Origin of the sequence: Brevundimonas sp., assembly GCF_965227765.1 — a bacterium.
In the GTDB taxonomy this organism is placed as follows: domain Bacteria; phylum Pseudomonadota; class Alphaproteobacteria; order Caulobacterales; family Caulobacteraceae; genus Brevundimonas.
Window position 1 is genome coordinate 1,026,703 of sequence record NZ_OZ245778.1, and the last position, 20,144, is coordinate 1,046,846.

Below are 20,144 nucleotides of genomic sequence, written 5' to 3' on the forward strand. Positions count from 1 at the left end.
CCCCTCTGCAATCGGGCGCCACAGGCCGGGCTGCAACGCATGGCGGGCCGCTATCGCAGCCACGATATGGACGCCCGGCCCAACCCTGCACGCGTCAATCCCGCGGCCCAAGATGATACCCCTTGAGCCACATTCAAGGAGATTTCAGATGGCGATCCGATACGAACTCGACAACGGCGTGGCCACGATCACGATCGACAGGCCGGCGCGGAAGAACGCCATCACCCTGGCCATGCGGACCGAGATTGAGGCCGCCTTCCAGACGGCCCAGGACGACCATGAGGTTCGCGTCATCATCCTGACCGGAGCCGAGGGCAATTTCAGCGCCGGGGCCGATGTTGGCGAGATGGGCGGCGGCGGGCTGCGCAACTCGCTGCTCAAGATGCGGCACCTGCACCGCATGGCGCGCGGCCTGGCCAAGACCGAAAAGCCGGTGATCGCCGCGGTCGAGGGCGTCTGTATCGGCATGTCCTGGGCGCTCGCCTTGGCTTGCGACATGGTGGTGACGGCGCAGGACGCGCGGTTCCAGTTCGCCTTCCGTCACATCGGCTTGGCGCCGGACGGCGGCGCGGCCTGGCTGTTGGGCCAGTATCTGCAGCCGCAGCGCGCCAGGGAGATCATGTATTCGGGCCGGTTCGTCAGCGGTGCGGAGGCCGCTGAACTGGGTTTGGCGCTGGAGGCCGTGCCGGCTGGCGAGGTTCTGGCGCGGGCCAAGGAACTGGCCGCAAGCTTCGCCGTCGCGCCGACCCTGGCCCTGTCCATGGCCAAGCGACAGTTCAGCGCCGCTCCGGGCCAGAGCTACGACCAGGCGCTCGACTTCGAGGCCGCCACCCAGTCGCTGATGGTCGAGTCCGCCGACTTCCGCGAGGGCACGACCTCGTTCAAGGAAAAGCGCAAACCCGTCTTCGTCGGCAACTGAAAAAAAAGGGGCCGCCCGGATCATGTCCAGGCGGCCCAAGTCAGGAGGAAACAACGGGTTGTTTCGGGGAGTCAGCTGGCCATGTGGTAGTCGGTCCGCACCGGGCGAGGGGCCATCGGCGCGCGCGACACATCGACCAGTCCGACGTGACGGGTGACGGCGGCGCGCAAGCGCTGGACCACGGTCTCGACCTGGGATTCATCGAGGGGAGAAGCGGAAACCAGGGTCAGCGCCAAGGGCTCGGCCCCGACCACCTGAGGGATCAGTACGGTGATCATGGCCTCGGACCCGTCGAGGTCCGCCGCATAGCCGCAGGCCCGGATCTGATCCAACTCGGCGATCAGGTCGTCGGCCCGCACCCGCAGGTGATCGGCGGACTCGGCGTTGATGCGGTGAACCAGCTTGCGGACCTGATCTCGGTCCATGGTGGTCAGCAGCGCCTTGCCTGGAGCTGTCGACAGAAGGCGCAGGGTTTCGCCCGGCTGGACCGTGTCGTCGTCGCCGCCGTGGACCGCGTGGAAGACTTGGACCGAGGTGCCGACGCGCGAGGCCATGAAGACGGTCGCACCCGTTTCGTCGGCGACGGCGTCCATCATCGGCAGCAGTTCGCCGTGGCGGAAAAGCTCGGGCTGGACCCAGGCGCCCAGGACGGCGACGCGGGCGGAGGGCTTGTAGGTCCGGGCCCGCAGGTCGCGGCGCAGGTAGCCAAGCGCCACAAGGCATCCGAGCAGTTCGGAGGTGCTGGATTGCGGGTAGTTGAAGGTCCGGGCGATGTCCATGACGGTGCCCTCCTGCCGGTCCTTGTTGAAGTACTCGAGCACTTCCAGAACGCGCTGCGCGGATTTGATCTTCTTGGGATCCAGTGCCTTCGCCATGCCGAAAATCTCCCTTACGCCCACATTGTCGGGGTCTGAGGATTAAGTTGTCATAACAACTCGCCGGATGCAAGTAGTGTCGACACTATGTCGACTAGGTTCGCGTTACGGCACACTTTTCCGACGGAGTGTCGACCGCATGGGCCGGATCAGGGCGCGCAGTTGGCCGTGAACTCGATCTCGTAGGCGTAGCGGTCGGGGTGAAGGGTCAGCACCGCCAGTTCCAGCGCCTGTTTCTCGGCGGTGAAATAGATCCGCCGCAGCCTGAGCACCGGCGTGTCGGGGGCGATGCCGAGTGCGGAGGCCGATCGCGCATCGGCCAGGGCAGGCTGGATCACCTGGCGGGCGCTGACGATCCGCAGGCCCGTCACGCGTTCGACGGTGCGGGCCACGGGCACTCCGGCGGAAATGTCGGCCTCACTGATCTCGCGACCCACCGCGTCGGGAAAGAAGATGTCGAGGTGGATGACCGGCCCTTCGAGCAGCGAACTGACCAGTTCGAGCCAGGTGACCGGGGCCCCGACCTCGACCCCCAGGTCCGCGGCGACAGGCACGCTGGCGGCCAGACTCTGCAGGCTGCGGACCTCCAGATGCAGCGCGCCGGCGGTGGCCAGGAACTCGTCCAGCGATCCAGTCAGCCGCACCGAGCGAACGCCAGGCCGACGAGTCTCGGCGACGAACGAACCGACCCCGCGACGGCGCAGGATCAGCCCTTGGGCGGTCAGGGCCTCGAGTGCCCGTCTTACTGTGATCCGGCTGACGCCATAGGCCTGGCACAGGGCTTCCTCGGTCGGCAGGGGATCGCCGGGCTGGAACTCGGCAGCGCGGATGCGGTCGCGAATAGCGGTCTCGACGGCGTAGTAGAGGGGGGGGAGATTTTGCCCCGCTCTCGCGTCGCGCTTCGGCCTTGGTCGTTTCGGACATCGCGCGACCCTGCCGATCTTCAGCGGTCAACTCAACAGCCGGCGTAGGGCGAACGCAGGATCGGCCAGTTGGGCGGGGTCCAGGGCGACGGCGCGCGACATCAGACGACGGCCAGCCGAGATGTCGGCCCCGCGTCCCAGGGTGACCATGCCGCTCAGTCGCCCGTCTCGGTTCAGGCTGAAGAAGGCCGCGGATCCGTCGTCGTGGTCGCGCACGATCAGGGGCGTTTCCGCGATCCGACCCAGGACCTGGACATTGACGCCTGCCTGATCGGACCAGAACCAGGGCGTCGTTCTCTGCGGGCTGGGCGCGCCGGCGGCCGCCCGACCTGCCGCTTCGGCCTGGACCTCGGCCGCCTGCCAGGATTCCAGACGCTGGGCCTCCTCATGACCATCGACGGGATGGCGCGTAACCTCGCCGGCGCCGAAAATCCCGTCGATGGAAGTGGCGCCGGCCTCGTCCACGATCAGCCCGTCATTGACCGCCAGCCCGGCTTCGACCGCGAGTTCGACATTGGGGATAACGCCGATGCCGACGACCACATGATCGGCGAGGATCACCCCCGACACGGTGTCGATCTCCAGAGCGTTGTCGGCGGTCAGGCGGATGTCGCTGACCGGCGTATTCAGACGGAAATCCACCCCTGCCTGGCGATGCAGGTCGAGCAGGCGCTCTGCCACAGCTTGCGGCAGGCCCCGTCCCAGGATGCGCGGCGCGCCTTCTATGACGATCGGACGGGCGCCCATAGCCAGGGCGGATGAGGCGACCTCCAGCCCAATGAAGCCGGCGCCGATGATGGCGATGCGGGCGCCGGGCGTCAGGACGGCGGACAGCCGAATGGCGTCGTCGCGGGTGCGCAGGGTCGTCACCCGATCACGCACCTCCGGCCGGGTCGGCAGGGTCCTGACCCGCGACCCCGTCGCCAGGATCAATCGCCCGTAGCCATAGTCGGGGCCATCCTCGACTCGCACCCTTCGCAGAGCCGTGTCGATGGAGGCGACGCGCCGGCCCAGCAACAGGTCTATGCCAGCCTCGGCATAGCTGTCCGGAGCGCGGAAGGCGCAGGCGTCCAGCCCTTGGGTCAGAGCCTCTTTCGACAGGGGGGGGCGGTCGTACGGAGGGTGGATCTCTTCGCCGAGGATGCCGACGGCCAGGTCGGGCGAGACGCTCTTGACCCCCTCAGCCGCGCGCCGGGCGGCCTGGCCGCCGCCGACGATCAGGATGTCGTAGCCGCGCGCGGACATGCCTAGAGGCCGATCAGGATGGCGCCGTCCTGGATTCTGACCGGATAGGTCTTCACGTCGGTCTCAGCTGGAGGGGAGGTGACCTTGCCGGTGCGGATCTCGAAACAGGCCTGATGCAGCGGACATTCCACCAGCCCATCCTCGACATAGCCTTGGGACAGGCTGGCGGTCTTCGAGTGGGGGCAGGCGTCGTCCAGAGCGTAGATCTCGTCATCCACGCTGAACAGAGCGATGGCGGCGCCGCCCAGGCGGACCAGTTTGCCCTCGTCCGGAGACATGTCCTCGACCCTGGCCGCCTCGACCCACGTCAGTTCGGCTTGGTCGCTCACAGGCCCATTTCCTTGCGATAGAAGGCGTAGAAGGCGCGGATCAGGTTCTCGGTGATGGCCGTATCGGAGGGCTCCAGATTGTCGCGCCCGCCCATCTCGACAACCTGGACGGACTCGGGGCAGGCATCGACGACCGGCTGCATCTGGGCCAGGACCTCGCTGTCATCCAGCGAGACGAAGCCCGCAGGTCCGACCAGATTTCCTTGGGCCAGGCGCCGACGCTGCATGTCCTCGTCGTCGTCCGCGTAGCCGAAATAGGTCCAGGCCAGTTCCGTCTCGGTCGGCCCCTTGGGCAGGATGTGGCGCAGGGCCAGGATGTTGCCGTGCTGCTGCACGAAGATGCTGGGGAAGATCTGAAGCGAAGAGATCAGCCCGTCCTTGAACTCGTCGGTCGGGGTGACCACCGACATGTCCTCGAGGACGAAATCCTCCTTCAGGGTCTTCATCTCCGCCGTCACGTCCGAGCGCACGTTGCGGGCGTCGGCGTCGAAGTGGGAGTAGATCACTTCGTGACCGTTCGGATGCGGCGTGACCTTGAACTTGGCGTCGGCGCGATAGATGCCGAATGTCGTGAAGAAGGAATGCAGCAAGGTCGCGTGATAGGGGTCGCGACTGTTCTCGAAATAGAGCTTCCAGTTCGACGGCAGCAGCTGGCGGCTATAACCCAGCAGGCGCAGCGGGCGGCCCGGGAAGGTGCGGTCGAGGAATTTCAGCACACCCTCGCCGACATAGGTCTCGAAGTCCGGCGCCGTCTCGGAATAGGTGGCCCAGACCACGCCGTGGCGCACGCGGGTGCGCAGCTTCTTCATGCCATTCTGGCTCTTGTCGAAATCCTTCGGCATGCCGGGGTTGGGGCGCGGCGTGCCCCGCATGAAGGGAATGCCCTCCAGGTCGCCCTTCAGGCTGTAGGCCCACTGGTGATAGGGGCAGACCAAATCCTTGGCGTGCCCGCGTTGATTCCAGCAGACAGGTGCGCCGCGGTGGGCGCAGCGGTTCTCCAGAACATTGACCTGACCGTCCATGTCGCGCGTGATCAGGACGGATTTCTGGCCGACGAAGCTGCGGCGGAAGTCGCCCGGATTGGGCACTTCGCATTCAAGACCGACGTAGCTCCAGCAGTCGGCGTGATGGAAGGTCTCCATCTCCTTCTTGAAGAGATCAGGATCCGAATAGATCCAGGCTGGGACGCGGCTGGGGCCGGCTTCGGGCCAGGCGGCGAATTCGGATGTCGGGGCAGGTTGGGTCATGGGGGCTCGGGCCTCTGGTCAGACCGGCAGGATCAGGGTCGTCGGGATGCGGTAGCTGTCATAGACCGCAAGCCGGTCTGCGAACTTCAGCTGGCCGTCGGCCTGGCGAACGACCGTGTCGATATATTCACCGGCCAGAAGGATGCGGGTCTCTGCGTTGAACATGCTTTCGACGATCAGGAAGTTGGCCCGCGCCTCAACGCCATTCTGGGCCTGTGCGGTGATCTGCACGCCGCTGATCAGGTGACGCTGATAGCGGGGCTCGAAGACTGCGGTCTCGCGGATGGCGGCGGCCCGATCCCGGATCATGGCGCCGCTGTCGCAATAGATGGTGGCGTGGCTCAGGCCCTGGTCATGGGTCTCGCGGCCCATGACGCGATAGCGCGCTTCCTCGATGAAGAAGGCGGCCCAGTCGTCCAGTCGCATGGCGTCCAGGGCGCAGGCGTAGTCGTCGTAGAGGTCCCGCAACTCGCCGCGAGTGATGGCTTGGCCAATGGTCGGCTGGTGTGACACCCGTCTGAACTCCCTGTCGCGAAAGGCGACGGCGGACACTCTTTGGCGCCCTAAACTGTCGACACCTTGCGAGCCCCAGTCACCTCTCGTCAACAGGGGCAGTCTATGATGATAACCCATCGCATCCGCGTTGTGTCGGTTTCGGCCCGCCGCACAGCGGATCGCGGAGCCTGCGTGGTGTAGACTCTTTGGCACCGAGACGCCGCCGACCCCTGTACGGCGCCCATGCCAGGAAATCCGATGAAGACCACCCAGGACCTCGCCGATTACGCCTTCGCTATCGGCTTTCAGGACATTAGTCCGGCCGTCGTCGAGCGGACCAAGGACCTGAGCATCAGCGCCTTCGGCTCGGCCGTGCAGGGCGCCCGCATGAAGGTGACGGGCCTGATGACCGACTATGCCGCTAGCAAGGGCGGGCCGCAGGAAGCGACCGTGATCGGTTCAGACCTGCGGATGCCGGTCGAATGGGCGGCGGCGCTGAACAATACGGCCTCGCACTGCACGGAGCTTGAGGACGTGGCGTGGCCGGACGCCACCTACAGCTGCTTCCTGTTTCCCGCCGTCTTTTCGATGGGCGAGGCCTTCGGTTCGTCGGGTCGTGAGGTCATTGAGGCCCTGGCCGTCGGCTTCGAGATCGCCTCGCGACCCGGCGTGGTCCTGGCTGACGCGGGCGGGGTCGCGCGCGGCTGGCTGACCGGCGCGCTTCTGGGCACGGTCGGGGTCGCTGCGGCGGCCTCCAGGCTCAAGGGCCACGACCGCAAGACCATGGGCGAGGCCATCGCCGTGGCGGCCTCGTTCGGCGCGGGCCTGAACCGTCAGACTGGGGCAGGCGCCCACGTCGTCGAGCCCGGCTTCGCCGGCCGCAACGGCCTGATGGCGGCAGAGCTGGCCGAGCGCGGCCTGACCGGAAACCCCACCATCATGGAAGGTCGCGCGGGCTTCTGGGACGCCATCGCCGGCCAGCCGGAGATCGAGTTCGACCTGGGCCGCGGCGATGATTTCCGCATCATGTCGATCGGGATGAAGAAGTATCCCTGCTGCTACCTGACGCAACGGATCATCGACGGCCTGCTGGACCTCGTCGCCGAGCACAGCCTGACGGCCGACGACATCGTTCGGGTCGAGGTCGGGGTCAACCGCACCTTCCCGCAAATCCTGAAATACCCCGATCCGCGCAATGCCGAGGAGGCGCGTTTCAGCCTGCCACATATCGTCACCGCCGCCATCTGTGGCGAGACCCTGTCGGTCGACACCTTCACCGACGAGAAAGTCAGGGACGAGCGCCTGACCCGCCATCGCGACAAGGTGGTGATGACGGTGCACGACGACTGGGGCACGGCCCAACTGGGCGAGAAGAATACCCTGGCCATCACCCTGCGTGACGGCCGCACGCTGGAGCGCGAATGCCGCAGCGCGCGTGGCGATCCCATCAATCCCCTGTCGCGTGAGGAACTGGTCGCCCGGTTCCTGCGCACCGCCGGTCCGGTGATGCGTCCCGGCACGGCCCAGCCTGCGTTGGACCTGTTGGCGCGACTGGAGACTCTGGATGACGTCCGCGAGTTGATGCCTCTGTTCTCGGGTCACGCCTGACCGTTCTAAAGAGCGGATCGCTCAAGCAAACGCCGCGCTCCTCGATTGGAGCGCGGCGTTTTTCCATGCCGTCGTGTCGGCCCCGGCGCGGCTCAGTAGGAGCGCGGCAGACCCAGGACGTGTTCGGCGACGTAGGACAGGATCATGTTGGTCGAGATCGGCGCCACCTGATACAGGCGCGTCTCGCGGAACTTGCGCTCGACATCATACTCCTCGGCGAAGCCGAAGCCGCCGAAGGTCTGGACACAGGTGTCCGCAGCCGCCCAGGAGGCGTCCGCCGCCAGCATCTTGGCCATGTTGGCCTCGGCGCCGGCATTGCCGCCGCCCTCATACACATCGGTCGCCTCGCGAACCATCAACTCGGCCGCCCGCATCTGGACATAGGCGCGCGAGATGGGGAACTGCACGCCCTGGTTCTGGCCGATAGGCCGTCCGAACAGGGTGCGTTCCCCGGCATAGTCGGCGGCCTTGCGCACGAACCATTTGGCGTCTCCGACGCACTCGGCGGCGATCAGGATGCGCTCGGCGTTCATGCCCGACAGGATGTAGCGGAAGCCCATCCCCTCCTCTCCGATCAGGTTGGCCGCCGGCACAGACATCTGGTCAAAGAAGACCTCGGTCGTGGCGTGGTTCATCATGGTGCGGATGGGGCGGATGGTCAGGCCGTTCCCGACCGCCTCTTGCATGTCGACCAGGAAGATCGACAGGCCCTCGGTCTTCTTGGCGACCTGGTCTCGCGGCGTGGTCCGAGCCAGAAGCAGCATCAGGTCGGAATGTTCGGCGCGCGAGGTCCAGATTTTCTGGCCGTTGACGATGTAGCGGTCACCGTCGCGAACCGCCGTGGTGCGCAGGCTCAGCGTGTCCGTGCCCGACGTAGGCTCTGTCACGCCGAATGCCTGGAGACGCAGTTCGCCAGAAGCGATGCGCGGCAGATAGCGGGCCTTCTGTTCGGCGCTGCCGTGCCGCAACACGGTGTTCATGATGTACATCTGGGCGTGACAGGCGGAGCCGTTGCCGCCGGCCGCCTGAACCTCTTCCAGAATGACCGCCGCCGCGCGCAGCTTCAGGCCGCTGCCGCCGTATTCCTCTGGGATGAGGGCCGCCAGGAAGCCGGCCTCGGTCAGGGCGGTCACGAACTCCGTCGGATACTTCCGTTCCCGGTCGACCTGGCGCCAGTAGTCGTCGGGGAAGGTCTCGCACAGGGACCGCACGGCCTGCCGGATCTCGGCCAGTTCCGGCGTGTCGACGGCGTTGATGGCGGCTGGGTTCATTTCGAGCACGTCTCCTGCGATCCTGTCGGCATCATATGCGGTTCCAGCCTCGCCGCCCGTATTGGCGCAGACTGTTCGCAACCGCGATGGGTCCGGTGTCCCCCTGCCTTCGCCGACCTCGCTGCCGCACAGTCGGAACATGGACAGTTCGAAGACGGAATGGGATCTCGCCGATCCCGTCGGAGCCCGCAATCTCGCCCGTGCGGCGCTGGACCCCGGCGTTTGGGCCTATCTGGAACGGCGCGCAGACGGGGGTCAGGTCGATCGCAACCTGGCGGCCTGGGCGGCGATGGATCTGCGGCCCCGCATCCTGCGCGGCGTGGGCGAGGTCGACACATCCGTCACGGTCCTGGGGCGCAGGCTTGAGGCTCCAATCCTTACGGCGCCGAACGGACGCGCCACCCGCTATCACCCTGATGGTGAGCGCGCGGTCATGACGGGCGCTCAGAACGCCGGCGTCGGGGTTGTCATTGGCAGCAGCGCGGGCCACGCCCTGAAGGCTCTGTCGGCGTCGGCGTCGCCGACCCTGTTGTGGAGCCAGGTCTATCTGGCGACGGAGGAGGCGCAGGTCGCCCGCTTTGTCGAACGCGCCGTTGAGGCGGGATGTCACGCCATCGTGGCGACCGTCGATCTGGTTCCTGGCCGTCCCAGCGCCCAGGGCCTGCCCGCGCTGCACCGGCCCGAGTGGGAACCTGAGCTCGCGGCGGATGGCGCTGCGCCCCTTTATGCCGCGGCCGGGATCGCCGATCTCGAACGCCTCGTCCGCCGGTCGCCTCTGCCCGTGGTGGTTAAGGGCGTGCTACGCGGGGACGACGCCCGGATTTGCGTCGAGGCCGGGGCGGCGGGACTTATCGTCTCCAACCACGGCGACGCCCAACTGGCCGGAGCCATCCCCTCGGTGCGCGCCCTTCCAGCCGTAGTGGACGCCGTGGGCGGTAAGGTCGAGGTCTATGTCGACGGCGGAATCCGTGATGGCGCCAGCGTGGTCCGCGCCCTGGCCCTGGGGGCGCGGGCGGTGCTGGTCGGGCGGCCGGTGACCTATGGTCTGGCCGTCGCCGGGGCGGCGGGCGTCGAGACTGTCATCCAGTCGCTTCGCGCCGATCTGAAGCGAGCCATGGCTCTGTGCGGCGCCGCCCGCCTGTCCGACATCGGCGCCGATCTGATCGGCTGATCTATCGCTGAGGCCGCAGGAGGATGGCTTGACCGTCCTTCTGGGAGGCCATGGCCAGGTCGCCGGGCGATAGATGCTGGAACATCTCAGCCGTCGGGATGCGACGACCTGCGACGCCTCGGCAATAGCTGTCATCGTTCAGGCGCAGGGTCACGCGCCGCCCGTCGTGATTGTCGATCACGACGCTGTCGGGCTGGATGTCGTGAACCGTGCCGACCAGGGGCAGGTCGCCCGCCACCGGCATGATGCGGATGTCCAGCGACATGCGGAAACGGTTCGAATAGTTGGGCATCCCGGCGTGCGGAATCTGCGTGCTGAACATGACCAGATCGCCCGGCTCATAATCCGATCGCAGCCAGGCGTCGTCGTCGATCGCATCACGCGGAATGGGATACTGAGGCGCGTCGTCGGCGTCGTGCAGATAGCCGCGCGTGTGATAGCCCGAGGTCATGGCCAGGCCGCCTTCCTCTGCGCCGATGTCCATCAGCGGCACCCAGCAGGTGCGGAAGGCGATGCCCTCGTTGGAGAATCCGTCCTGATGTCGGCCGATCCACTGGTCCGGCCAGAATTTCTGGGTTGGCGGGGTGATGCGATATTCCACGATCGGAACCCAGAAGACGGGTCCGTCCAGAAGGTTCTCGAAGAAGGCGTTGATGGCGGGTTCGGCGACGAAATCCTGCCAGACGCGCTTGTCGTGCAGGGGTTCGAACTTGACGGGAAAGTCGCTCAGGTCCTTGCCGTTCCAGACCGGATCGTCCTGCCCGGCGTCGACCACGCCTCGCTTCACCAGTTCGTCGATGAAGGTCCGCCGCATCCGGGCGACCGCATCCTTGTCGAGCACGTTCTTGAAGAACCAGAAGCCGTCGCGTTCCCATACGCGATCCAGAGCCGCATGGTCGGCGAGCAGCGGGTTCGACGGCGTCATCGGCGAGGTATGGGGGGGGGTAGCGCGCGTGGTCATGGTCTCAATCCGTCTCATTCGTCGGGGCACGGCGTGGCTGGATTGGAAGTCTAGGCGGGCAAGATGGGCAGAACCATGCGAGCGGCGGCCCGGGGTCGACAGATTGCATGGGCGATGCCTTCTCTGTCGAAGTCAGGCCTCGAACTGCCTCGCCACCCGTTGCGCCCACCGCACCATGGCCCGGTCGACCATGCGCCCATCCAGCACGCCGACTCCGTCGGGGGCTGCGGTCAGAATCCTGCCAGCCCTTTCGCGCTCTTCATCGCTCCATCCGAAATGGGCGTGGATGGCTTGCAGGTGTTTGGGATGAATTGCCGCCTTGGCCGAGAACCCCATCTGGCGTGCCTGGACGCAGCCGGCCTCCAGCCCGGTCAAGTCGTCCATGTCGAACCAGGGCGAGTCGATGGCGATGACGCCGCCCAGGGCCGCTCCGTTAGCGACCAGGCTGCGGGCGATGCGGTCGTCGAAGGCGCCGACGGTCTGGCCCATGTCGGCGGCATAGTCGGCGGCTCCGAACATCAGGCCGCGCAGGGCCGGATCTGCGAGGCCGATCTCGGCGACACGCGCCAGGCCCGCAGCGGATTCGATCAGGGCGATCAGTCCGACCAAACCCTTGGCTTCAGACAGGACCGCCGCCGCCAACCGCACCTGTTCGGGATGTTCCACCTTGGGGATGACGACGAAGTCCGGCGACGTGGCCGACCCCGCGATTGCGGCCAGGTCGAGCAGACCGACGGCCCGCGTCAGGGGGTTGATCCGCACGGCGCGCAACGCGGATTCACCAACGAGGGCCACGAGCCCCTGCAACACATGATCGCGCGCCGTCTCTTTGTCGGCCTCGGCGACGGCGTCTTCCAGATCCAGGATGACAGCCCCGGCGCCGCTGTTCGCCGCCTTGGCGAAGCGGTCGGGGCGAGAGCCGGGCACGAACAGCCAGGATTGGGGCAGCATCGTCATCGGGCGTCTCCGGTCCAGTCGACTGTCGCGGACATGGTGCGGCGTCCCTGTTGGGCGATCCAGTATTGCGCCGTCTCGCCGACGGCTTCGCCGCAGATGTCGAGGGGGGCCAAATCGTCCGCTGGCGACAGGCCGCGAAAGCCGAACCCGCTCGCGCCCCGCCCGATCCGGGCCTCGGCGTCGCTCAGCATCAGTATGGCCTGAAGCGGGCCGTGCACCACCAGACCGGGATAGTGTTCGACGCGCGTGGCGTAGGGCTGGTCGTAGTGGATGCGGTGACCATTCATGGTCAGGGCGGAAAAGCGGAACAGCAGCACCGGATCGACCACCAGACTGCGGCGCCAGGTCGGATCGGGCTGATCCAAGATATCGGCGGCGGCCGGTGGGGCTGGCCCGGTGGCGGCCTCGCGGAACACCAGGTCCTGCTCCTCCTCGATGGCCAGGCCGTCCTCGGTCAACAGGCGGTGGCGGACGGTGACGAACACCATCTCGCCGGACCGACCGGACTTGGGCTGGACGGAGATGATGGTAGAGCGCCGCTCCAGCCTCTGTCCGAACCGGATCGGCGCATGGAATGTCAGACGTCCGCCGGCCCACATCCGACGCGGCAGGGCGATGGGCGGCAGGAAGTCACCGCGCTGGGGATGGCCATCCACGCCGACGCGATCGGGACCGGGAACCTCCCAGAAATGCAGCCAGTGATGCAGATGCGGCAACTCGTCTTGCGATGGCGGCAGGCCCAACGCCGTGCTTAGGGCCTGGCTGCGGGCGGGGTCGAGGGTCTCGTGCTGGACCCGCTCGCGCCCGATCCAGTCGGCCCAATCTGCGGTATTCTGTCTCTCGCTCATCAGTCTTGCACCAGGACCAGAACGGGGTGTGCGCCTTCGATCAGTGAGCGGAAGCCTACGCGAACCGCCGCCCCGGCGACCGGGCCGTCCTGGGCGTCGGGCGCCGAGATATGCGCCTGTAAGCGGACCCCGCCCTGGAATTCGACCAGGGCCACGCCATAGGGCAGCAGGTCGGCGAAAGCCTTCTGGAATCCCCGGCGATAGGTGACCCGCGCGACCAGCACCCCTTGGCCCTCGACGGCACGCCAGTCCATCGCGCCGTGGGTGACATAGGGGCTGGTTGGACTGGGGGGCCAGAAGGCGCGATCGGTTTCGACGCAGTGCGGCAGCATCAGGCGGTCGGCTGCGGCGCCGTCATGGAACGGCGCCCATAGGCTGTTGGTGATGGCTTCGACGGTTTCCATGGTCGCGATCAATCCCGTTCCAGGGCCAGGGCGTCGCCGCCGACCGTGGCCCACAGGCCGCGTCTGGCGTTCGCCACCTGACGTTCGCCCGCCTCACCCCTGAGCTGGAGAACCAGTTCGCGCACCTGGCCCCAGCCGTTGACCTGGGCGTGGGACAGCTGGCCGCCGTTGGTATTGGTGGGGGTCGCCCCTCCCAGGCCGATCCGCCCGTCCTGGATCCAGTTCAGGCCGTCGCCGGCGTCGCAGAAGCCGAAATCCTCCAGCGCATAGACCGCCAGGGGCGAAAACGAGTCATAGACGCCCAGCACATCGACCGTGTCCGGCGTCAGTCCCGACTGGGCCCATATCGGCCGGGCCAGACTTTCGGCCCGGGTCAGGCGGCGCGTAGACTGCTGGGCAACGCCTAGACCGCGGGGCGCGAAGATGAAGGTCTCGCGCCCGGCCTCGATCCCTTGCGCGCCTGTGATCCAGACGGGTCGGTCCGACGGGGCCACGACGTGTTTCGCGCTGACGATGACGCAGACGGCGCCGTCGCCGACCAGCGAGCAGTCGTAAAGCCGGATCGGGTCGATGATCGGGCGAGCGTTGGCATAGGCGTCCGCCGTCAGCGGCTCGCGGGCCACGGCTTCCGGGTTCAGGGCGGCGTGTTTGCGGAAGGTCAGGGGCACGGCGCCCAGCAGCTCCCGGTCAACCCGGTATCGATTGCAATAGAGGTCCAGGGCCATGGCCGCGCCGGCGACGGGGGAGGCCATGCCGATCTGGCCCTCCTCGCCGTGGGGGCCGCCGCCCTCACGGAACTGTTCGTGGAAGAAGGGATTGTCGGCCTCGCCGATGCGGCCGATGTCGGAGTTCTTCATTGCCAGCAGACAGGCGACCCGCGTCGCCATGCCCGAGGCCACGGCCATCGCCGCATGGGTCAGGACGGTGGCGGTGAATCGGCCATGCGACCAGGTCTGGCTGCAGAAGGTCGGCGACAGGCCGAATGTCTGGGCCACGGAATCATAGTCCGCGCCGCGGGGCGAGCCGATCTGCACGATCAGCCCGTCGATCGCCCCCTTGTCGAGACCAGCGTCCAACAGGGCGGCGTCGAGCGCCTCGCCCGCCATCTGCAACACGGAATCGCCCGGTCGGCGCTCGAAGCGGCTGGCTCCGATCCCGGTGATGGCGGCTGCGCCGGACAGGCTCTTCATCGGTTCACAAGCCCAGTTCGCGTTTGGCGTCTTCGGCCAGACGGTATTTGGCCACCTTGCCGCTGGCCAGCCTCGGCAGCTGAGATTCGGAGCGGAACAGGATGTGGTGCGGAGTCTTGAACGCGGCCGCCCGCTCCTTGACGTAGGCCTTGAGTGCGTCCTCGCTGACCGAGGCTGCGACGTCGACGAATGCGACGATCTTCTCGCCCTGAACGGGATCGCTGACCCCGACGACATAGGCGTCGCGCACGTCCGGGTGGGCGGCGAGAAGCTGCTCGACCTCCAGCGGAGAGACGTTGATGCCGCCGCTCTTCAGCACTTCCTTGAGCCGCGAGTGGAAGATAAAACGACCCTCCGCGTCGAACGAGCCCAAATCGCCGGTGTCGAAGAAGCCGTCCGGCCGCAGGGCCTTGGCCGTCTCTTCGGCGTTGTTCAGATAGCCGGGCGTGGTATGGCCGCGAATGAGGACCAGGCCGATCTCGCCCTGAGCCAGGCGCGCGCCGCTGGTCGGGTCGACGATGATCATCTCCATGCCGGGCAGGGGACGGCCGTTGGTCGCGACCTTGACCTCCAGATCGTCGTCCGCATCCCCGACCGTTGCGTTGCCATAGGTCTCGGTCAGGCCATAGGCGGGAACGGCGCGCGAGATGCCCATCTCGACCAGGGTCAGCCGCTTGTATTCGGCGACGGTCCCGGCGTTGCCCTTCTGCAGCGAACCCACGCGGCGGCGGGCGTAGTCGGGGTGATCCAGCATTCCGCGCGTCATGTTGCCGGTGCCGTAGAAGACCGTGGCGCGGGTGCGTTCGATGGTTTCGATCGCCGATCCCGCCTCGAAATGACCCTGCAGCACCAGGGCGGCGCCGGCCGTCAGGGTGGCGGGCAGAGCATTGGTGGCGCCCAGACCATAGAAGAGGGGCGAGCCCAGCCAAACCCGATCCTCGGCCAGGATGTCACGGCGGCGGCCCAGCTGGAAGCCGTTCTCGACCACGCCTCGGTGGTTCAGCAGCACCCCCTTGGGATCAGCTGTGCTGCCCGAGGTGTAGAGGACGAATGCGGCGCTGTCGGGCGACACGGCGGCTGTCGCGGCGGCCAGCGCATCTGACGAGATCGCAGCGCCCGCCTTGAGGAAGCCGGCCCAGTCCAGGGTTCCGGCCGGCGCGCGGTCCATGAAGACCAGGGTCCGCAGGCTGGGCAGTTCGTTGTCCGGCAGGCGGCCGCTGGCGGCGAAATCCGGCATCAATTCGCCGAACAGCCGGGTGTAGTCGGTCTTGATGAAATGCGAGGCCGAAACGATCAGAGACAGGCCGCAGTGACGGATGGTCCAGGCCAGTTCGCCGGACTTGTACCAGGTGTTTAGCGGCACGAAGACCGCCCCTACCATTGAGGCGCCCAGGCAGGTCAGCAGCCAGTTCGGATCGTTGCCCAGCAGGACGCCGATCCGGTCGCCTGGTCGAACGCCCTGGGCCAGGAAGGCCTTGGCCACGTCCTGCGAGCGTTGCAGAAGTTCGCTGTAACTCCAGCGACGATCGTCATGGAATAGCGCGTCGCTGGACGGATTGGCGGCCGCCTTTTCGGCGAGGACCTGGGCCAGGGTCCGGCCCCGGGGACCCTGAAGCGAGGGGAGTGTCATTGAGCGTCCTCGATGGCCCAGGCGGTCGCCAGGTCCACGACCTTGACGGTGTCCACGCGGGCGCGTTGCAGCAGTTCGGGGGATTGGGCGATCTGGCCCGAAGCCATCAGCCCGCTCCACAGGTCGGTCAGACCGGTCGTCACGGCGGCAATCCCGTTGAAGGGGTAGAGGGCCAGGGCGAACCCGGCCGCCGTCAGCTCTTTGAGTGAAGGGATGGGAGCCACGACGCCGCCGATCCAGACCAGGGGCACGCCGGGCAGGGCGGCGCGCACCGTTGCGGCGTGCGCAGGCGTCAGGTCCAAGATCATCAGCGCCTCGGCGCCCGCCTGTAGGAAGGCGCGGCCTCTGGCGATCGCATCGTCCAGTGAGCCGGTGACCCTCAGGGCGTCGGTGCGGGCGATGACCATCATGTCGGGCGAGCGTCGGGCGCGCGCCGCAACGGCCAGCTTGGCCGCCGTCCGCTCTGGCGTGTCCAGTCGGCCCTGTCCGCGATGATAGCCGGCCGGCTTGGGATAGGGCTGGTCGTCGATATGGATGGCGGCGGCGCCCGCCGCCTCGATATCACGCACCGTGAAGTGGACATGTGGGGCGTCGCCGAAGCCTGCGCCCATGTCGACGATGACGGGGGCGGCCACGGCGCGGTTGATCCTCGCCAGGGCGTCGGCGGTTTCGGTCGCGGTGACGAAGGGCTGGCCCTTGCCTAGGCACAGGCCCAGAGCGTTACCGCCCAGATACAGGGCCTTAGCGCCTGCTGCCTCTGCTATGCGCGCGCTAAGGCCGTCGTGAACACCCGGCGCCGGCAGGCAGGCGCCGTCAGTCAGGCGGCGGCGAAGCGCGGCGCCGGGTGTCATGCGACGCGCGCCCTATGCGGCAGGGCGATGTCGAACTCGGCCTCATAGGCCAGGGCGTCCGGTCGCGAAAACGCGGTTTCGCGCAGGTCGACCTGCAGATCCTCGCTCACCGCCCCCTCGACATAGTCGCTGTCCAGATAGGGCGAACCGGGGAAGAACAACTGGGTCGTCAGCAACTCCTCGTCATCGCGGACAGCCTTGAGGTGAATGTGCGCCGCGCGCCTGTTGTGGCGTCCCATGGCGCGGAACAGCTCGCCGATCGGGTCGTTGTCGTGGTCGGAATAGTCGCGCGGCACGACCGTCTCGATCCGGTAGCGACCATCCTGATCGGTCATGACCCGACCGCACAGGTTATAGCCCTCGTGGTCGTAGTGACCCTCGTTGTCGGCCTGCCAGAAATCTAGGATCACTCCGGCGACGGGCATGGTGCGATCTGACAGGGTGACCCGGCCGGACAGCGCCAGGCGCGGGTGATGGTCGGGCATGGACTGGTCGATCAGCTGACCGTTGGGACGCATCGGATGCGGCCGATGGAAGGGGCCTTCCAGGTTGGGCCGGGTGCCGCCGTCGGCCTTGCCTGTGGCGTCCACGCTGGTCATCGCCAGATTGACGTCGAGCAGGCTGCGGCAGAAGCCCGACTGGCCCAGCCGGTTCAGATAGTCGCCGGCGATATGGATCTCGTCCTGCGTGATGGTGAACTCGCGCACCACCTCCTTCATCTTGTCGACAACCGCCGAATAGATGGCGATCAGGCGGTCGCGCTGTTCCGCGTCGAGGGGGGATTCGATTTTCACTTCGCTCATGGGGTCACCACTACGCGACCGATGACGGCCGCCTTTTCAACCAGACGATGGGCCTCGGCGACCTCCGCCAGCGGCAGGATTTTGCCGACGAGAGGCTTCAGCCCGCCAGACGCCGTCATGGCGATCACGTCGGCAAGCTGGGCGCGACTGACGCTGCCGACGCCGAGAAGTTGGGCGCGTTTGAAGAAGATCCGGGCCGGATTGATCGAGATGTCCTCGCCGAAGAGTTGGCCGACGAAGGCGTATCGGCCGTGGAGGGCCAGGCTGTCGTAGCCCTCGTTCCAGACGCGGCTGCCCACGGTGTCGATGATGACGTCGGCGCCTTCACCATCGGTCAGGGCCTTGACCGCGCGGGCGAAGCCTCCGTCCGCCGCCATGACCACGACCTCATGGGCTCCGGCGGTCATGAGCGCCTCGCGTTTGTCCTCGCTCCGCGTCAGGGCGATGACGCGGGCCCCCGCCAGGCGGGCGATCTGCACGGCGGGCAGGCCGACGCCGCCGGTCGCTCCGGTCACCAGGACGGTGTCGCCCAACTGAACGTGCGCGGTATCGCGTACGGCGTTCAGGGCGACGCCTGCGCCCGGACCCAGGGCGCAGCTGGTCTCGAACGGCATGTCGTCCGGCGTCCGCACCCAGACGTCCTGGGGCAGGCAGCAGTACTCGGCGTATCCTCCGCGCGTCGGCTGGCGACGGCGGCAGGTCGTCTCGCGACCCGAGCGGCAGTATTTGCACTGGCCGCAGGCCGAGAAGGCCTTGGAGCAGACCCGGTCGCCGACCTTCAGGTCACTGACGCCTTCGCCCAGGGCCGCCACCTCGCCGGCGATCTCCAGGCCGATGATCAGCGGAAAGACCACGTCGCGGCGATAGGTCCCGTTGCGTTCGACGATGTCGCGATAGGAAACGCCGCAGGCCCGAACCCTGACCAGCACGTCGCCGGGGCCGGGCTGGGGTGTCGGCACGGTCTGCAGGGTGAAGGCGTCGGCGTCGCCCGGCCCGGCCAGGACAGCCGCCTGCATGGTGACGGGAAGGGTCACGAGTCCTGCCGCGCCGTGTCGAACCGGGCGTTGGGGACATGGGCCAGACCCAGGCTGTCGCGCAGGGTTTCGCCTTCGTATTCGCGGCGGAACAGGCCGCGGTTCTGAAGTTCGGGGACGACGTGATCGACGAAGGCGGCCAGGCCGCCGGGCAGATAGGGGGCGATGACATTGAAGCCGTCGCAGGCCTTGCTCTCGTACCAGTCCTGCATCTGGTCGGCGACATGGGCGGCGTCGCCGATGATGACGAAGTGGCCGCGCGCCGGCAGGACCTTCTGATAGGTCTGGCGAATGCTCAGCCCGTCGCGTTCCGAGTTGCGGATCAACATATCGCGGAAGGCGGTGATGCCGGACACCTCGCCTTCGATTTTGGGGATCGGGCCGTCGATCGGATAGCCGGACAGATCGAACGACAACAGTTTCGACAGCAGGGCGACGCCGATCTCTTCGGGGATCAGGTCCTGCAACTCGCTGTAGAGAGCCTCCGCCTCGGCGGTGGTCGCGCCGGTAAACACGGCGGCGCCGGGCAGGACGACGAGCGATTCCGGCGAGCGGCCGTATTTCGCCAGACGCCCCTTCACGTCGGCATAGAAGGCCTGCGCCTCTTCCTTGGTCTCGTTGACGGTGAAAACGACGTCGGCGCTGCGAGCCGCTAATTCCTTGGCCGATTCCGATCCGCCGGCCAGGACGACGACGGGATGGCCCTGGGGCGGGCGGGCCATGTTCAGCGGACCTCGCACCGAGAAATTCTTGCCCTTGTGCTCCAGCAGCTTGACCCGCGAGGCGTCGAGGAACTGACCGCTTTCCTTGTTCAGCACGAAGGCATCGTCGGCCCAGCTGTCCCAGAGGCCGCGCGTCACGTCGATGAACTCGGCGGCGCGCTCATAGCGTTCGGACCAGCCTGCGTGGGAATCGTGGCTGAAGTTCAGGGCGTCTTCGGGGTTGGAGCTGGTCACCACGTTCCAGCCGGCGCGTCCGTTGGACAGGCGGTCCAGCGAGCCATAGCGACGGGCGATGCTGTAAGGCTCGTCGTAGGTGGTGGTGGCGGTCGCAACCAGACCGATGTGTTTGGTGTGGGTGGCCAGGGCCGACAGCAGGGTGATGGGCTCGAACACCGAGGGGCGCAGGGTCGGGTTGCGCGACAACAGGTCGGGCGTGGTGATGCCGTTGACGCCGTTGCCGTCGGCCAGGAACAGCATGTCGAACTTGCCGCGCTCGGCCAACTGGGCGAATTCGACCCAGGGCTCGAAGCGGAGGCCAGCGTCTATGCTTGCGTCAGGAAGGCGCCACCCGGCGACATGGCCGCCAGTCGGCGACATGAACACGGAAAGCTTCAGCATGGGCGCTCCTCCAGAGACTTGTCCTGCCGAGCGTAGACTGCCG

20 protein-coding genes and 1 pseudogene are annotated in these 20,144 nt (G+C 67.1%); 3 read left to right on the forward strand and 18 right to left on the reverse strand.

Annotated features, from left to right (window positions below):
• Positions 1 to 148: 148 nt before the first annotated feature.
• Positions 149 to 919 (forward strand): enoyl-CoA hydratase/isomerase family protein, encoded by a 771-nt coding sequence (locus ACO05L_RS04950; protein WP_421731061.1) that lies wholly within the window; start codon positions 149 to 151, stop codon positions 917 to 919.
• Between the two features lie 71 nt (positions 920 to 990).
• Here ACO05L_RS04950 and ACO05L_RS04955 read toward each other — a convergent pair whose 3' ends face one another.
• The 7 genes and pseudogenes from ACO05L_RS04955 to ACO05L_RS04985 form a co-directional block, all read right to left on the reverse strand.
• Positions 991 to 1,794 (reverse strand): IclR family transcriptional regulator, encoded by an 804-nt coding sequence (locus tag ACO05L_RS04955; protein WP_421731062.1) that lies wholly within the window; start codon positions 1,792 to 1,794, stop codon positions 991 to 993.
• A 149-nt stretch (positions 1,795 to 1,943) separates the two neighbouring features.
• Positions 1,944 to 2,438, reverse strand: a complete 495-nt coding sequence (locus ACO05L_RS04960) for a GntR family transcriptional regulator (RefSeq protein ID WP_421731063.1) — start codon at positions 2,436 to 2,438, stop codon at positions 1,944 to 1,946.
• A gap of 90 nt (positions 2,439 to 2,528) precedes the next feature.
• A pseudogene (locus ACO05L_RS04965) lies at positions 2,529 to 2,741 on the reverse strand (GntR family transcriptional regulator); the annotation flags it as partial.
• 3 nt (positions 2,742 to 2,744) lie between these two features.
• Positions 2,745 to 3,962, reverse strand: coding sequence for an NAD(P)/FAD-dependent oxidoreductase (locus tag ACO05L_RS04970; RefSeq protein ID WP_421731064.1), 1,218 nt, complete (start codon positions 3,960 to 3,962; stop codon positions 2,745 to 2,747).
• Positions 3,963 to 3,964: 2 nt separating this feature from the next.
• Positions 3,965 to 4,291, reverse strand: coding sequence for a nitrite reductase small subunit NirD (gene nirD / locus ACO05L_RS04975; RefSeq protein ID WP_421731065.1), 327 nt, complete (start codon positions 4,289 to 4,291; stop codon positions 3,965 to 3,967).
• Complete coding sequence (locus ACO05L_RS04980; protein ID WP_421731066.1) at positions 4,288 to 5,538, reverse strand: aromatic ring-hydroxylating oxygenase subunit alpha; 1,251 nt, start codon at positions 5,536 to 5,538, stop codon at positions 4,288 to 4,290. Before ACO05L_RS04980 ends, nirD begins: the two co-directional genes overlap by 4 nt.
• 18 nt (positions 5,539 to 5,556) lie before the next feature.
• Positions 5,557 to 6,051, reverse strand: coding sequence for an aromatic-ring-hydroxylating dioxygenase subunit beta (locus ACO05L_RS04985; RefSeq protein ID WP_421731067.1), 495 nt, complete (start codon positions 6,049 to 6,051; stop codon positions 5,557 to 5,559).
• Between the two features lie 240 nt (positions 6,052 to 6,291).
• Here ACO05L_RS04985 and ACO05L_RS04990 point away from each other — a divergent pair, with 240 nt between their 5' ends.
• The gene (locus ACO05L_RS04990) at positions 6,292 to 7,641 is read left to right on the forward strand and encodes an MmgE/PrpD family protein (protein ID WP_421731068.1); all 1,350 of its coding nucleotides are present in this window, start codon (positions 6,292 to 6,294) and stop codon (positions 7,639 to 7,641) included.
• Between the two features lie 92 nt (positions 7,642 to 7,733).
• On the opposite strand, the gene ACO05L_RS04995 is transcribed toward ACO05L_RS04990, so the two are convergent.
• Complete coding sequence (locus tag ACO05L_RS04995; protein ID WP_421731069.1) at positions 7,734 to 8,912, reverse strand: acyl-CoA dehydrogenase family protein; 1,179 nt, start codon at positions 8,910 to 8,912, stop codon at positions 7,734 to 7,736.
• Positions 8,913 to 9,051: 139 nt separating this feature from the next.
• On the opposite strand from ACO05L_RS04995, the gene ACO05L_RS05000 reads away from it, so the two are divergent.
• Positions 9,052 to 10,083 carry an alpha-hydroxy acid oxidase gene (locus ACO05L_RS05000; protein ID WP_421731070.1) on the forward strand — a complete coding sequence of 344 codons (1,032 nt, stop codon included), beginning with the start codon at positions 9,052 to 9,054 and terminating at the stop codon, positions 10,081 to 10,083.
• Between the two features lies 1 nt (position 10,084).
• On the opposite strand, the gene ACO05L_RS05005 is transcribed toward ACO05L_RS05000, so the two are convergent.
• The 10 genes from ACO05L_RS05005 to ACO05L_RS05050 form a co-directional block, all read right to left on the reverse strand.
• Positions 10,085 to 11,044 (reverse strand): phytanoyl-CoA dioxygenase family protein, encoded by a 960-nt coding sequence (locus ACO05L_RS05005; protein ID WP_421731071.1) that lies wholly within the window; start codon positions 11,042 to 11,044, stop codon positions 10,085 to 10,087.
• A 132-nt stretch (positions 11,045 to 11,176) separates the two neighbouring features.
• Positions 11,177 to 12,001, reverse strand: a complete 825-nt coding sequence (locus ACO05L_RS05010) for an HpcH/HpaI aldolase/citrate lyase family protein (protein ID WP_421731072.1) — start codon at positions 11,999 to 12,001, stop codon at positions 11,177 to 11,179.
• On the reverse strand, positions 11,998 to 12,849 hold the full coding sequence (locus ACO05L_RS05015; protein WP_421731073.1) for an FAS1-like dehydratase domain-containing protein: 852 nt from the start codon (positions 12,847 to 12,849) through the stop codon (positions 11,998 to 12,000). The genes ACO05L_RS05010 and ACO05L_RS05015 overlap by 4 nt, the downstream gene beginning before the upstream one ends.
• Entirely contained in the window at positions 12,849 to 13,253 is a 405-nt protein-coding gene (locus ACO05L_RS05020; RefSeq protein ID WP_421731074.1) for a Zn-ribbon domain-containing OB-fold protein, read from the reverse strand. The genes ACO05L_RS05015 and ACO05L_RS05020 overlap by 1 nt, the downstream gene beginning before the upstream one ends.
• 8 nt (positions 13,254 to 13,261) lie before the next feature.
• On the reverse strand, positions 13,262 to 14,443 hold the full coding sequence (locus tag ACO05L_RS05025) for a thiolase family protein (protein WP_421731075.1): 1,182 nt from the start codon (positions 14,441 to 14,443) through the stop codon (positions 13,262 to 13,264).
• A gap of 4 nt (positions 14,444 to 14,447) precedes the next feature.
• A complete protein-coding gene (locus ACO05L_RS05030) occupies positions 14,448 to 16,073 on the reverse strand; it encodes a class I adenylate-forming enzyme family protein (RefSeq protein WP_421731076.1) in 1,626 nt (541 codons plus the stop codon).
• A complete protein-coding gene (locus tag ACO05L_RS05035) occupies positions 16,070 to 16,924 on the reverse strand; it encodes an isocitrate lyase/PEP mutase family protein (protein ID WP_421731077.1) in 855 nt (284 codons plus the stop codon). The genes ACO05L_RS05030 and ACO05L_RS05035 overlap by 4 nt, the downstream gene beginning before the upstream one ends.
• On the reverse strand, positions 16,921 to 17,727 hold the full coding sequence (locus tag ACO05L_RS05040) for a hypothetical protein (protein WP_421731078.1): 807 nt from the start codon (positions 17,725 to 17,727) through the stop codon (positions 16,921 to 16,923). The genes ACO05L_RS05035 and ACO05L_RS05040 overlap by 4 nt, the downstream gene beginning before the upstream one ends.
• On the reverse strand, positions 17,724 to 18,761 hold the full coding sequence (locus ACO05L_RS05045) for a quinone oxidoreductase family protein (RefSeq protein ID WP_421731079.1): 1,038 nt from the start codon (positions 18,759 to 18,761) through the stop codon (positions 17,724 to 17,726). The genes ACO05L_RS05040 and ACO05L_RS05045 overlap by 4 nt, the downstream gene beginning before the upstream one ends.
• The gene (locus ACO05L_RS05050) at positions 18,758 to 20,101 is read right to left on the reverse strand and encodes an LLM class flavin-dependent oxidoreductase (protein WP_421731080.1); all 1,344 of its coding nucleotides are present in this window, start codon (positions 20,099 to 20,101) and stop codon (positions 18,758 to 18,760) included. The genes ACO05L_RS05045 and ACO05L_RS05050 overlap by 4 nt, the downstream gene beginning before the upstream one ends.
• Positions 20,102 to 20,144 lie beyond the last annotated feature (43 nt).